14 protein-coding genes are annotated in these 12490 nt (G+C 70.4%); 3 read left to right on the top strand and 11 right to left on the bottom strand.

The window, feature by feature from the left end:
* Positions 1–4: 4 nt before the first annotated feature.
* The 5 genes from kdpA to ACZ4S3_RS38490 all read right to left on the bottom strand — a co-directional run bounded on the left by kdpA (position 5) and on the right by ACZ4S3_RS38490 (position 3986).
* Positions 5–1681, bottom strand: coding sequence for a potassium-transporting ATPase subunit KdpA (gene kdpA / locus ACZ4S3_RS38510; RefSeq protein WP_467943240.1), 1677 nt, complete (start codon positions 1679–1681; stop codon positions 5–7).
* Between the two features lie 7 nt (positions 1682–1688).
* Entirely contained in the window at positions 1689–1778 is a 90-nt protein-coding gene (gene kdpF / locus ACZ4S3_RS38505) for a K(+)-transporting ATPase subunit F (RefSeq protein ID WP_016575741.1), read from the bottom strand.
* 327 nt (positions 1779–2105) lie between these two features.
* Complete coding sequence (locus tag ACZ4S3_RS38500; RefSeq protein ID WP_467943238.1) at positions 2106–2873, bottom strand: DUF3710 domain-containing protein; 768 nt, start codon at positions 2871–2873, stop codon at positions 2106–2108.
* Between the two features lies 1 nt (position 2874).
* Positions 2875–3396: a dUTP diphosphatase gene (dut, locus tag ACZ4S3_RS38495; protein ID WP_467943237.1), complete on the bottom strand. Its 522-nt coding sequence runs from the start codon at positions 3394–3396 to the stop codon at positions 2875–2877.
* The gene (locus ACZ4S3_RS38490) at positions 3393–3986 is read right to left on the bottom strand and encodes a PaaI family thioesterase (RefSeq protein ID WP_467943236.1); all 594 of its coding nucleotides are present in this window, start codon (positions 3984–3986) and stop codon (positions 3393–3395) included. The genes dut and ACZ4S3_RS38490 overlap by 4 nt, the downstream gene beginning before the upstream one ends.
* Positions 3987–4044: 58 nt before the next feature.
* Here ACZ4S3_RS38490 and ACZ4S3_RS38485 point away from each other — a divergent pair, with 58 nt between their 5' ends.
* The gene (locus tag ACZ4S3_RS38485; RefSeq protein ID WP_467943234.1) at positions 4045–4488 is read left to right on the top strand and encodes a DUF3093 domain-containing protein; all 444 of its coding nucleotides are present in this window, start codon (positions 4045–4047) and stop codon (positions 4486–4488) included.
* Positions 4489–4500: 12 nt separating this feature from the next.
* On the opposite strand, the gene ACZ4S3_RS38480 is transcribed toward ACZ4S3_RS38485, so the two are convergent.
* The 4 genes from ACZ4S3_RS38480 to ACZ4S3_RS38465 form a co-directional block, all read right to left on the bottom strand.
* Positions 4501–5331: a hypothetical protein gene (locus ACZ4S3_RS38480; RefSeq protein WP_467943233.1), complete on the bottom strand. Its 831-nt coding sequence runs from the start codon at positions 5329–5331 to the stop codon at positions 4501–4503.
* Between the two features lie 14 nt (positions 5332–5345).
* Positions 5346–5648: a DUF4193 domain-containing protein gene (locus tag ACZ4S3_RS38475; protein WP_016575747.1), complete on the bottom strand. Its 303-nt coding sequence runs from the start codon at positions 5646–5648 to the stop codon at positions 5346–5348.
* Between the two features lie 566 nt (positions 5649–6214).
* Positions 6215–7483, bottom strand: a complete 1269-nt coding sequence (locus ACZ4S3_RS38470) for a sensor histidine kinase (RefSeq protein ID WP_467943231.1) — start codon at positions 7481–7483, stop codon at positions 6215–6217.
* A 5-nt stretch (positions 7484–7488) separates the two neighbouring features.
* Positions 7489–8142: a response regulator transcription factor gene (locus tag ACZ4S3_RS38465; protein WP_030062975.1), complete on the bottom strand. Its 654-nt coding sequence runs from the start codon at positions 8140–8142 to the stop codon at positions 7489–7491.
* A 317-nt stretch (positions 8143–8459) separates the two neighbouring features.
* On the opposite strand from ACZ4S3_RS38465, the gene ACZ4S3_RS38460 reads away from it, so the two are divergent.
* Positions 8460–8636 (top strand): hypothetical protein, encoded by a 177-nt coding sequence (locus ACZ4S3_RS38460; protein WP_400071878.1) that lies wholly within the window; start codon positions 8460–8462, stop codon positions 8634–8636.
* 103 nt (positions 8637–8739) lie between these two features.
* On the opposite strand, the gene ACZ4S3_RS38455 is transcribed toward ACZ4S3_RS38460, so the two are convergent.
* Together ACZ4S3_RS38455 and ACZ4S3_RS38450 are read right to left on the bottom strand one after the other, a co-directional pair.
* Positions 8740–9570: an inositol monophosphatase family protein gene (locus ACZ4S3_RS38455; RefSeq protein WP_467943229.1), complete on the bottom strand. Its 831-nt coding sequence runs from the start codon at positions 9568–9570 to the stop codon at positions 8740–8742.
* Between the two features lie 73 nt (positions 9571–9643).
* Positions 9644–10798 (bottom strand): ferrochelatase, encoded by a 1155-nt coding sequence (locus tag ACZ4S3_RS38450; protein ID WP_467943228.1) that lies wholly within the window; start codon positions 10796–10798, stop codon positions 9644–9646.
* 196 nt (positions 10799–10994) lie between these two features.
* Between ACZ4S3_RS38450 and ACZ4S3_RS38445 the strand changes: the two genes are divergently transcribed.
* Positions 10995–12254, top strand: coding sequence for an MFS transporter (locus ACZ4S3_RS38445; protein ID WP_467943226.1), 1260 nt, complete (start codon positions 10995–10997; stop codon positions 12252–12254).
* The last annotated feature ends 236 nt before the right edge of the window (positions 12255–12490 follow it).

Here is a 12490-nt window from a genome sequence, read left to right as displayed (position 1 = left end):
GCGGTCATGACAGGCCCTCCGCCAGCGGCCCGAGGGCCAGCGCCGGGAAGTAGGTCAGACCGGTGATGATCAGGATCGTGCCGACGAGCAGCCCGGCGAAGAGCGGCTTTTCGGTACGGAGGGTGCCCGCGGTCTCCGGGATCGGCTTCTGCTCGGCGAGCGAGCCGGCCAGGGCGAGCACGAACACCATCGGCAGGAAGCGGCCGAGCAGTATCGCCAGACCGATCGTGGTGTTGTACCAGGGGGTGTTGGCGTTCAGGCCGCCGAACGCGGAGCCGTTGTTGTTGGCGCCGGAGGTGAAGGCGTACAGAACCTCGGAGAAGCCGTGCGAACCGGCACCCGTCGCCTTGGTGTTGAGCATCGAGCCCAGCGCGTCCGGCAGCACCATCGAGACGGCGGTGAAGCCGAGCACCAGGGTCGGGGTGATGAGGATGTAGCAGGCGGCGAGCTTGATCTCGCGGGTGCCGATCTTCTTGCCCAGGTATTCGGGCGTACGGCCCACCATCAGGCCGGCGATGAACACCGCGATGATCGCCATGACGAGCATGCCGTAGAGGCCGGATCCGGTGCCACCGGGTGCGATCTCACCGAGCATCATGCCGAGCAACTGGATGCCGCCGCCGAATGCGGTGAAGGAGGAGTGGAAGGAGTCCACCGCGCCGGTCGAGGTGAGGGTGGTGGCCACCGAGAAGATCGCCGAGGATCCGACGCCGAAGCGGTTCTCCTTGCCTTCCATGGCGGCGCCCGCGGCCTGCAGGGCCGGGCCGCCGTGGGCGAACTCGGTCCACATCATCAGGGCGGTGAAGCCGAGCCAGATGATGCCCATCGTGGCGAGGATCGCGTAGCCCTGCTTCACGTTCCCGACGAGCTTGCCGAAGGTGCGGGTCAGCGCGAACGGGATGACGAGGATCAGGAAGATCTCGAAGAGGTTGGTGAAGGCGTTGGGGTTCTCGAAGGGGTGGGCGGAGTTGGCGTTGAAGTAGCCGCCTCCGTTGGTGCCCAGCTCCTTGATGGCCTCCTGAGAGGCCACCGCGCCGCCGTTGGCCTGCTGGTGACCACCCATGAACTGACCGACCGAGTGGATGCCGGAGAAGTTCTGGATGGCGCCGCAGGCGACCAGGACGATGGCGCCAAGGACGGCGATCGGAACGAGCACCCGCACGGTGCTGCGCACCAGGTCGGCCCAGAAGTTGCCGAGGTCGCCCGTACGGGAGCGGGCGAAGCCGCGTACCAGGGCGATGGCGACGGCCATGCCGGTGGCGGCCGAGACGAAGTTCTGCACGGCGAGGCCGGCGGTCTGCACGACGTGGCCCATGGCCTGCTCGCCGCTGTAGGACTGCCAGTTGGTGTTGGCGACGAAGGACGCCGCGGTGTTGAACGCCTGGTCCGGGCTGATCGACGCGAAGCCGAGGGACAGCGGCATGCCGCCCTGGATCCGCTGCAGCAGGTAAAGGAAGAGCACACCCACCGCGGAGAAGGCCAGGACGCCGCGCAGATAGGCGGGCCAGCGCATCTGGGCGTCCGCGTTGGCGCCGATGCAGCGGTAGATGACCTTCTCGATACGGAGGTGCTTGGGGGAGCTGTAGACGGCGGCCATGTAGTCGCCTAGGGGGCGGTACGCCAGGGCCAGCGCCGCGATGAGCGCTATCAGCTGGAGCACGCCTGCGAGAAAGGGGCTCATTCGGTGCTCAGAACCTCTCCGGGAAGACGAGGGCGAGGACCAGGTATCCCAGCAGGGCGACGGCAACGATCAGGCCGACGATGTTTTCGATGGTCACAGCTTCGTCACCCCCTTGGCGACGAGAGCCACCAGCGCGAAGACCGCGATTGTGACGACGACGAAGGCCACGTCGGCCATCGTGTGCTCCTAGATGAATGGGGAGATTAGGACCCCCAAAGCAAAGCGTCCTTCCGACGCGGCTTGAACGTTGTTGACGCCTCCCTTACGGCCATTAGCGCTCCGTTGACGAATTTCATACGCGTTTGGATCTGACCTGCACAAACAAGAAGGGCCCGAGCCCCCCTCAAGGGGGCTCGGGCCCTCGCGACCATCGTGATCCGGCCGAGATGCGGACGTCTTCGCGCCGCTTGACGGCGCGATCTGGTCAGCGGATCTCGGTGATCTCCGGCCCGCGCTCCAGGCGCTCCACGCCGCCGCCGAAGCGCGATCCGTCGGCCGGCTCCTGCTGCACGCCGTCCGGCACCATCTGGGCGTCGTCCGGCAGCTTCAGGACGATCGGGTCGCGCGGCGCCATCGGGGCGTCACCGCGGATGATCACGGTGTCCCGGAAGATGTGCTCCAGCACCCCGGCGGCCTGCGGCTGCACCGCGCCCTGACCGGAGATCACACCGCGCAGGAACCACCTGGGGCCGTCGACCCCGATGAAGCGCACCACCTGCACGCCGTTGGTCCCGTCCGGAAGCTGTACGGAGACCTGGGCGCGCAGTTCCCAGCCCAGCGGGCCCTCGACCTCGTCGATGACACCGCCCTGCTGGGTGATGCCGGAGGCGATCTCCTCGCGGACCTCGCCCCAGATGCCCTCGTTCCTGGGGGCGGCGAAGGCCTGCAGCTGCACGGCGCTGTCCTGCAGCACCACGGTCGCGGCGACGATCGCGTCCCCGGCGACCTCCACGCGCAGCTCCATGCCCTCGACGCCGGGCACGAACAGGCCGCCGAGGTCCACCCGGCCCTCACCCGGCTCCTTGACCTCCGACGCGTCCCAGGGGCCGTCGGGGCGCGGCGCGGGCGGGAGGTTGAGCCGCCGCTCGCTCGCCTCGCCCTCCTCGGCGTCGCTCACCGCTGCCTCCTCGGCGCGCGTGGTGTCCTGCGCCGACTCCTCAGGAGCCTCGTTTTTCTTGCGACGTCCGAACACGTCACTGTCCTTCCCGGTCGGCACCGACCGACGCGTATCCGTTCCCGCCCGTGGAGCCACCCACCGCCGCGTGACCGCCGGTGGAACCGAATCCCCCCTCGGCCCGCGCCGAGCCGGGAAGTTCCGCCACCTCGTGGAAGCGCACCTTCTCGACCTGCTGGACGACCAGTTGGGCGATCCGGTCAAACCTCTCGAACCGCACGCTCTCGCGCGGATCCAGATTGACCACGATCACCTTGATCTCCCCACGGTACCCGGCATCCACCGTCCCGGGGGCATTCACCAACGCCAGCCCGCACCGGGCGGCGAGACCCGAGCGTGGGTGCACAAATGCCGCATACCCGTCAGGCAGTGCGATCGACACCCCGGTGGGGAGCACGGCGCGCTCCCCCGGGGCCAGCTCGGCGGCCTCGGTGGTCACCAGATCCACGCCCGCATCACCGGGATGCCCGTACGACGGGACGGGCACCTCCGGGTCAAGGCGGCGCAGCAGCACATCCACCGGATTCCGTACCTGGCTCACGGGTTCACCTCGAAGGCACGCGTTCGCTTGACCTGGTCCGGGTCGGCCATCGCCGCCTGGATCTCCTCGGGCCGTCCGTTGTCGATGAAGTGGTCGACCTTCACCTCGATGAAGACGGCCTCCGCGCGCACCGCGACCGGGCCGTCCGGTCCGCCTATCCGCCCCTCGGCCGTCGAGTAGATCTTCCGCCCGGCCACCGCCGTGACCCGCGCGTCCAGATGCAGGATGGTGCCCAGCGGCACCGGCCGCAGGAAGTCGGTCTCCAGCCGGCCGGTCACCGCGATCACCCGCAGCAGCCAGTTCAGCGAGCCGAGCGTCTCGTCCAGCGCGGTGGCCAGCACGCCGCCGTGCGCCAGGCCCGGGGCGCCCTGGTGGGCCTCCTTGACGGTGAACTCGGCCCGTACGCTCACGCCGTCGCCGGCCCGCGCCTCCAGGTGCAGGCCGTGCTGCTGGCCCGTACCGCAGCCGAAGCACCCGTCATAGTGCGCGCCGAGGAGTTCTCCGGGGGCCGGCGCCTCCGGATGCCTCACCGGAGCGACGGCGTCCCTCGGTGGCGTCAGCCGCGTCCTGGGTTCGTCAGTTCCACTCACGAGTGCAGACCCTACCCGCGCACGTATGGGGCCCGTGCCGCCGTGCCAAGCTGGAGCCATGCAGTCGTACGAAGAACGCCTCACCGCGCCCCGGTCCTGGTGGGTGATCGCCGCGCTGGTCGGCGTCGCCTGCGCCCTGATGCTGCTTCCGCTGGGGACGCTGCCGATGCTCGGCGGGCTGATCGGCGGCGCGGCGCTGTCCGCGGTGGCGGTGAGCTCGTACGGCTCGGCGCGGATCCGAGTGGTGGGCGACGCGCTGATCGCCGGAGACGCGAAGATCCCGGTGTCGGCGCTGGGCGAGGCACGGGCGCTGGACGCCGATGAGGCGATGGCCTGGCGTACGCACAAGGCCGATGCGCGGGCCTTCATGCTGCTGCGCGGCTACATCCGCACCGCGGTGCGGGTGGAGATCACCGACCCCGAGGACCCGACGCCGTACGCGTATCTCTCGACGCGGGAGCCGGAGCGCCTGGTGGCGGCGCTGGCGGCCGCAGGGGCCTGACGGGGCCGCGGGTCAGCCTCCAGGGGCCGTACCGCCCCGCCCGGCGTCCGGGAGGGCGTCCCACGGCACCTGTCTTGTACGGAGATCTCTGCGGATCTTTTCCGCGAGCCGTCTGGTGTCCCGCCGGTTCATGAACGCCCCCACGGCGGCGCCCACCAGGAACGGCGTGAGGTTGGGAAGGTTGCGCAGCGTGCGCTTCATGACCTGCTGCCGCAGTTCGCGCCGCATCTGCGCGCCGAGCGCGATGTTCAGTGTGGCGGGGTTGGTGATCTCGATGCCCCGTTCCTCCGTCCAGGAGGTCAGGGTGGCCATCGCGCGCTGTTTGAGGGTCCCCGGGGGCCGCAGGCCGTAGACCTCGTGCAGCTCCGCGATCAGCTTGATCTCGACTGAGGCGACGCCGACGACCTCGGCGGCCAGCTCGTACGGCATGGCGGGCGGTACGGGCAGCATGGCCGCCGCGCCCACGCCTGCGCCGACGGTGGCGGTGCCCTTGCAGGCGCCCGCTACCAGTTTGTCGGCCAGTTCCTCGGGGGTCAGGCCGGGGAACTGTGCGCGCAGGGCGGCGAGGTCGCGCAGCGGGATGCGCGGGGCGGTGTCGATGATCCGGTCGGCGATGGCGGCGAGTTTGGCCCGCACGCTGACGCCGCCGGTTCTGCCTCCCCGGGCAGCCGTGGCCGCGAGCGAGGCCATGCGGCCTCGCTCCTGCTGTGTGCCGGTCGTCCGCTCCGCGGGTAGGGCGGTCGGGTCGGCGGGCACGGGCGCGGTTTCCTCGCGTGATCGTGCGCCGGCCGCCGGACCTTTCTCGCCCCTGGGGCCCTTACGGAACGGGTTCACGCCTGGCACGGCGCCTGCCGTTCTCAGGCCGCGCAGTCGCGGCAGATCGGGTTGCCGTTCTTGTCCTCAGCAGCCAGCTGGCTGCGGTGGTGGACCAGGAAGCAGCTCATGCACGTGAACTCGTCCTGCTGCTTGGGCAGCACGCGCACGGCGAGCTCTTCGTTGGACAGGTCTGCGCCGGGCAGTTCCAGGCCCTCGGCCTGCTCGAACTCGTCGACGTCGACGGCCGAGGCGGACTTGTCGTTCCGCCGCGACTTCAGTTCCTCGATGCTGTCCTCGTTGAGGTCGTCATCGGTCTTGCGTGGGGTGTCGTAATCCGTAGCCATTTTTCGCTCTCCCCCTCTGGGTGTCTGCGGTGTCTCAGCGCTCGTAACGCGTGAGAGGCCGGACTTGTGCCCGACCTGAGGCGGAGATTTTGCCTCACATCAAGGTCTGTTACTCAATCGACACCCAACCGCACCCCTGAAGAGGTGATCGGTTTGGATGGCGATCAGGACCGTACACGGTCCGAAAGTCGCACCTCGCGCAGCCCATCACGTGTACTTCCCGTGATCAGGCCCCCGGGAAACCCGGATTTTCCCGGCTTTCCACCAGGCGTTTTGATCACGCAGCGTAGATGGCCGGAAATTCGCACCTGTGAGGGATCACACACGTTCAGAGCGGCGGGAGGACCGGCTGAATTCCGCGCAAAGCGAACTCGGGCGAAGGATCCTCGGTCACCGGCCCTCTCGTCAAACCGGAGGCGAGGCGGTGTGTGGCCGCCCGGCGGGCGATCATACGCACGCATGTCCGAAACCCTACGGAGGGCCGCGCGGCGTCTCCAGCGGCCGCACAGCCCCTCGCACGGCCCCGCCGGACGCCGCGGCGCTCACGCGGTGTCCGGCGGACCGCCTCAGAGCGGCAGCACGACCCTCATCACCAGTCCGCCGCCTTCGCGTGGCTCGGCCGTGATGGTGCCGTCATGGGCGCGCACCACCGAGCGCACGATGGACAGTCCCAGGCCGACGCCCTTGTCGCTGCCGGTGCGCTCGGTGCGCAGCCGCCGGAAGGGTTCGAAGAGGTTTTCCACCTCGTAGGCGGGGACGACCGGGCCGGTGTTGGAGACGATCATGACCGCGCAGCCGGGTTGCGGCTCGGTGGTGACCTCGACCCAGCCGTCCTCGGGGACGTTGTAGCGCACGGCGTTCTGGACGAGGTTGAGCGCGATGCGCTCCAGCAGGATGCCGTTGCCCTGGACGAAGACCTGTTGGCGGACGCCGCGGAACTCGACTCCCTTGGCCTGCCCCTCCTCCCGGTTCTGGTCGACGGCCTGCGCGGCGACCTCGGAGAGATCGACCGGCTTCTTGTCGACCACCTTGTTCTCGCTGCGGGCGAGCAGCAGCAGGCCCTCCACCAGCTGCTCGCTGCGCTCGTTCGTCGCCAGCAGCGTCTTGCCGAGCTGCGCGAGCTCGGGGGACGCGTCCGGGTCGGCGAGCTGGACCTCCAGCAGCGTGCGGTTGATCGCCAGCGGTGTCCGCAGCTCGTGCGAGGCATTGGAGACAAAGCGACGCTGCGACTCGAAGGCCCGGTCCAGGCGGTCGAGCATCTCGTCGAAGGTGTCGGCGAGCTCCTTGAGCTCGTCGTCGGGCCCGCCCAGCTCGATCCGCCGGTGCAGGTCCGAGCCAGCCACCCGCTGGGCGGTACGCGTGATGCGCCCCAGCGGGGACAGCACCCGGCCGGCCATGGCGTAACCGAAGGCGAAGGCGACCACGGTCAGGCCGAGGAGGGCCAGGAGGGAGCGGTTGAGGAGCGTGTTGAGGGCGAAGGCCCGCTGGTGCTGGAGGCACTGGGCGACCGCGCTGTTGAGCTGATCGACATCGCGGACGGCGGACAGCCCGGGGCAGGTGCTGCTGGTGAGGCGCAGCTCGGTCGCGCCCTCGATCCGGAACGGAAGCTGGTTGCCCACACTGAGCGTGTTCGCCGCCAGCATGTAGATGATCGTCAGCAGCACGATTCCGGCCATCAGGAACATGCCGCCGTACAGCAGCGTCAGCCGTATCCGGATGGTGGGGCGCAGCCAGGGGAACGGCCGGACGTTGACCGGCTTGGGGTCCCAGGTGGGCTTGGGTGGGGCGGCAGGAGGCGGGGTGTGCGCCTTGGAGAACGAGGGCAGGGAAGGCATCGCCGTCAGATCCGGTATCCCGAGCCGGGGACCGTGACGATGACGGCGGGCTCACCGAGCTTGCGGCGCAGCGTCATGACCGTGACCCGTACGACGTTGGTGAACGGGTCGGTGTTCTCGTCCCAGGCCTTCTCCAGGAGCTGCTCGGCCGAGACGACCGTGCCCTCGCTGCGCATCAGCACCTCCAGCACCGCGAACTCCTTCGGCGCGAGCTGGACCTCCTTGCCGTCACGGAAGACCTCACGGCGGTTGGGGTCCAGCTTGATGCCGGCCCGCTCCAGGACGGGCGGCAGGGCGACCGTCGTACGGCGCCCCAGGGCGCGCACCCGGGCGGTCAGCTCGGTGAAGGCGAACGGCTTGGGAAGGTAGTCGTCCGCGCCGATCTCCAGGCCCTCCACGCGGTCGCTGACGTCACCGGAGGCGGTGAGCATCAGGACCCGGGTCGGCATGCCCAGCTCGACGATCTTGCGGCAGACATCGTCGCCGTGCACCAGCGGCAGGTCGCGGTCCAGGACGACGACGTCGTAGTCGTTGACCGCGATCCGTTCCAGGGCGGCAGCGCCGTCGTAGACCACGTCGACAGCCATGGCCTCCCGGCGTAGTCCGGTGGCCACCGCATCGGCGAGCAGCTGCTCGTCCTCGACGACGAGAACACGCACGTCGCTAGTCCTTCCTCAGGGCCCTCTCGGGCAGGGCACAACAATGTCTTCAGAGCTCCTCCATCCTGCCCCGAAGAGCCATAAACCGGCGGTAAGAGGGGTGCGGAGGGGTGGAGAGCGACTTTTGGCCGCCAGATGGCCGGATTCTCGAGCGGGTTGAGGTTTCCGTGAGGTGAGGGGTGGGGAGGACGTCTGCACACCCGCGATCACGCCCTGTTGGCGTCTTGCCACGACCGATCCACCACAGGGATCACGCCGTGATCGACCCACCCGTCGGCACACCCCCGTGCCACCGACCCACGACGAGGGGGCGCACCATGGACGCGTTCACCGCAGGCATTCTGCAGCGCATAAAGAACACCGAAGCCGATCTGGACCGGGCCCGCGCGTCGGGCGACGACTTCCTCGCCGAGGTCGAGCAGGCAGAGCTCGAGGACCTGCAGCGACTGGCCACCGAGCACGGCGTGGAGGTCGGCGCGGTCAGCAACGCCTGATCTCCCGGCCGCCCGCACACAGGAGCGCCCCGGCACCGCAGGACTGGTGCCGGGGCGCTCCTGTGCGCCTGTGGGGCTTCCGGCGGGGCTACCGGAGGGGTGCTCAGTCGTGCCAGGCGCCGAGTTCGTCCAGGAGAGGCTGCAGCTCCTCGAAGAGGGCCGGGGAGGCGGCCACGGTCAGCTCGCCGGAAGCGGCCGATCCGGGGCGGCCGCCGGTGAGCGCGCCGGCCTCCTCGGCGATCAGCACGCCCGCCGCATGGTCCCAGGGGTTGAGGCCGCGCTCGTAGTAGGCATCGAGCCGGCCGCAGGCCACATCGCACAGGTCGATCGCGGCCGAGCCGCCGCGCCGGATGTCGCGGACCTGCGGCAGCAAGGTGCGTACCACCTCCGCCTGGGCGGCCCGGCGCTCGGCGAGGTAGCCGAAGCCGGTGGCGACCAGCGCCTGGGAGAGCGGCGGCGCGGGCCGGTGGCGCAGGCGCCCGCCGTTGCTGAACGCGCCACGGCCCCGTACGGCCTGGTAGGTCTCGCCGCGCATCGGGGCGGCGACCACGCCGACGACGGTCTCGCCGTCCTTCTCGGCCGCGATGGACACCGCCCAGGACGGGAGGTCGTAGAGGTAGTTGACGGTGCCGTCGACGGGGTCGATGACCCAGCGGACACCGCTGCTGCCCTCGACGCTGGCACCCTCCTCCCCCAGGAAGCCGTCGTCGGGGCGGCGCTCGGCGAGGAAGCCGGTGATCAGCTTCTCGGAGGCGATGTCCATCTCGGTGACGACGTCGATGGGGCTGGACTTGGTGGCGGCGACGCCCAGATCGGCGGGCCGGCCGTCGCGCAGCAGCGCCCCGGCGCGGCGGGCGGCCTCCAGGGCCAGCTCGAGAAGTTCGTCGTACAGGGCAGTGGTCTGGGTCGGGTCGCAGTGCAGCGGGTCGGGCACGTTGCTCCTTGCTCGGGCGAGCGGGCGGTCAGCGGGCGTACGGGAGGGCGCGGGCGCTTGGCGGGCGTGCGGGTCAGGCCGGGGCTTCCGCGACCGGTCCCTGCCAGTCCGCGCCGGCGGCGGCCGGGCGCGGCGTACGGGCGGGGCAGCAGCCGACCGGGCACAGGTCGTGGGAGGCGCCCAGGGCACCCAGGGCGCAGCGCTCCGGGGAGCGGCCCCGCTCGGTGGCCGCGCGCTCCAGGAGGAGGTCGCGGACGGCCCCGGCGAACCGCGGGTCGGCGCCGACGGTGGCCGACCTGGCGACCGGCAGCCCCAGCTCGGCGGCCTTCGCGGTTGCCTCGGTGTCGAGGTCGTACTTGACCTCCATGTGGTCCGAGACGAACCCGATGGGGGCCATGACGACGGCACAGGCCCCCGCGGCGTGCATCTCCTCCAGGTGGTCGCAGATGTCCGGCTCCAGCCACGGGATGTGCGGGGCGCCGCTGCGGGACTGGTAGACGAGCCGCCAGGGGTGCTGCACGCCGGTCTCCGCGTGCACGGCGGCGGCGATCTCCCGCGCCACGTCCAGGTGCTGGGCGACGTATGCACCGCCCTCGCCGTCCCCGGTGTGCTCCTCGGGCGTGCCGGAGGTGTCGGCGGCGGACGTGGGGATGGAGTGCGTGGTGAAGGCGAGGTGTGCGCCCTCGCGGGCCTCCTGGGGCAGTGCGGCCAGCGAGGCCAGCACGCCGTCGATCATCGGGCGCACGAAGCCGGGGTGGTTGAAGTAGTGCCGGAGCTTGTCCACCTGCAGCACCGGCAGGCCCTCCTCCTGGAGGACGGCGAGCGCGTCGGCGAGGTTCTCGCGGTACTGCCGGCAGCCGGAGTACGAGGCGTAGGCGCTGGTCGCCAGGACGGCGATACGGCGGTGGCCGTCGCTGACCATCGTGCGCAGGGTGTCGGTCAGATACGGCGCCCAGTTGCGGTTGCCCCAGTAGACCGGCAGGTCCAGACCGTGTTCGGCGAAGTCCTTGCGCAGCATGTCCAGCAGTTCGCGGTTCTGGGCGTTGATGGGGCTGACGCCGCCGAACAGGAAGTAGTGCTGACCCACCTCCTTGAGGCGCTCACGGGGGATGCCGCGGCCGCGGGTGACGTTCTCCAGGAACGGGACGACGTCATCGGGGCCTTCGGGACCTCCGAAGGACAGCAGCAGCAGGGCGTCATAAGGGCGGGGGTCGCACTGTTCGGGCATGTCACCGATCCTGCCACCCTTGCCCCTGCTGCGGCGGTCAGACCCCCTGCGCACCCGGAGGCGGGCGGCGGGGAAACTCGGAGGCGGCCGTGCGCCCGCCGCCCGTAAGCTGTATCGGCCCTAGTCAATCCTTACCGACTGTATTCATCACCGATATCCCCCGATATCTCGGTCCTCACCCGGCGGAGCACCCCCGTTGCCCAGTCCCTACCGCGCCATATTCGGCCGCCCCGGCACCAAGCCCTTTTCCGCCGCCGGACTGCTGGGCCGGATGCCGCTGTCGATGATGGGCATCGGCATCGTCACGATGGTTTCCCAGCTGACCGGCCGTTACGGTCTGGCCGGGGTGCTGTCGGCGACGATCGCGCTGTCGGCCGCGGCCATCGGCCCGCAGATCTCCCGGTTGGTGGACCGGCACGGCCAGCGCCGGGTGCTGCGCCCGGCCACCCTCGTCTCCCTTGCCGCGGTCGCCGGGCTGCTGCTGAGTGCGCAACAGCGCTGGGCGGACTGGACGCTGTTCGCCTTCGCGGCGTGCGTGGGCTGTGTGCCGAGCGTGGGCTCGATGGTCCGGGCGCGCTGGGCGGAGCTCTACCGGGGCTCGCCGCGTGAGCTGCACACGGCGTACTCGTGGGAGTCCATCGTCGATGAGACGTGCTTCATCTTCGGCCCGATTCTGTCCATCGGGTTGTCCACGGCGTGGTTCCCGGAGGCCGGGCCCCTGTTGGCCGGGGTCTTCCTGGCGGCCGGTGTCTTCTGGCTGACCTCCCAGCGCCGTACGGAACCGGTGCCGCATCCCCGTGAACAGCACGCCAAGGGCTCGGCGCTGCGCTCGCGGGGGCTGCAGGTGCTGGTGGTGACGTTCGTGGCGACGGGGGCGATCTTCGGGGCGATCGATGTGGTGACCGTCGCGTTCGCCGAGGAGGTGGGCCACAAGTCGGCCGCCAGCCTGGTGCTCGCGGTCTACGCGCTCGGCTCGTGTGTGGCCGGCGCGGTCTTCGGGCTGCTGCACCTCAAGGGGCACCCGTCCCGCCGCTGGGTGGTGGGGGTCTGCGCGATGGCCGTGAGCATGGTGCCGCTCCAACTGGTGGGCTCGCTGCCGCTGCTGGCCGTCGCGCTGTTCGTGGCGGGGCTGTCCATCGCGCCGACGATGGTGACCACCATGGCGCTGGTCGAGGAACATGTGCCGCAGGCGAAGCTGACCGAGGGCATGACTTGGACGAGCACCGGGCTCGCGGTGGGCGTCGCGCTCGGCTCGGCGGCGGCCGGCTGGGCCGTGGACACCCTCGGGGCCGCCCGCGGCTATGTGGTGCCGGGCGCGGCGGGCGTACTGGCCGCGCTGGTGGCGTTCGCGGGCTACCGCAGGCTGCGTCCGCTGTCGACGACTCCGGAGCCGGGCGCCCCGGTCGCCGGGTCGGCCCCTGGCGCAGCGCAGTTGGACGAGGAGCAGGTCGCGTAGCCCGCGGTCGTACGGGCGCCGGGCACACACCTGTGGCCCATGGACGGAAACGGGGAGCCCCCGCTGCTTCGCCGGCGACGCCGGTGCTCACCTCTGGACCATCAGCGAAACCGGCGCACCTCTCTGGACCATCGAGGAAACCAGCGCCCCCCTCTGGACCATGACCGAATCCGGCGCGCCACTCCGCTCCAACGGCACAACCGGCACCCCGGTTCCATCCGCACCCGCCTCCACTG

Source organism: Streptomyces sp. NPDC028368 (assembly GCF_055565615.1).
This window is presented reverse-complemented; position numbering and strand designations above follow the sequence as displayed.

Bases quoted from the DNA above. Each gene is read 5' to 3' on its own strand.
- ACZ4S3_RS38475 (WP_016575747.1), bottom strand. From the start codon at position 5,648: ATGGCTACGGATTACGACACCCCACGCAAGACCGATGACGACCTCAAC.
- ACZ4S3_RS38460 (WP_400071878.1), top strand. From the start codon at position 8,460: ATGGACGCGTTCACCGCAGGCATTCTGCAGCGCATAAAGAACACCGAA.
- kdpA (WP_467943240.1), bottom strand. From the start codon at position 1,681: ATGAGCCCCTTTCTCGCAGGCGTGCTCCAGCTGATAGCGCTCATCGCG.
- ACZ4S3_RS38470 (WP_467943231.1), bottom strand. From the start codon at position 7,483: ATGCCTTCCCTGCCCTCGTTCTCCAAGGCGCACACCCCGCCTCCTGCC.
- ACZ4S3_RS38450 (WP_467943228.1), bottom strand. From the start codon at position 10,798: ATGCCCGAACAGTGCGACCCCCGCCCTTATGACGCCCTGCTGCTGCTG.
- ACZ4S3_RS38485 (WP_467943234.1), top strand. From the start codon at position 4,045: ATGCAGTCGTACGAAGAACGCCTCACCGCGCCCCGGTCCTGGTGGGTG.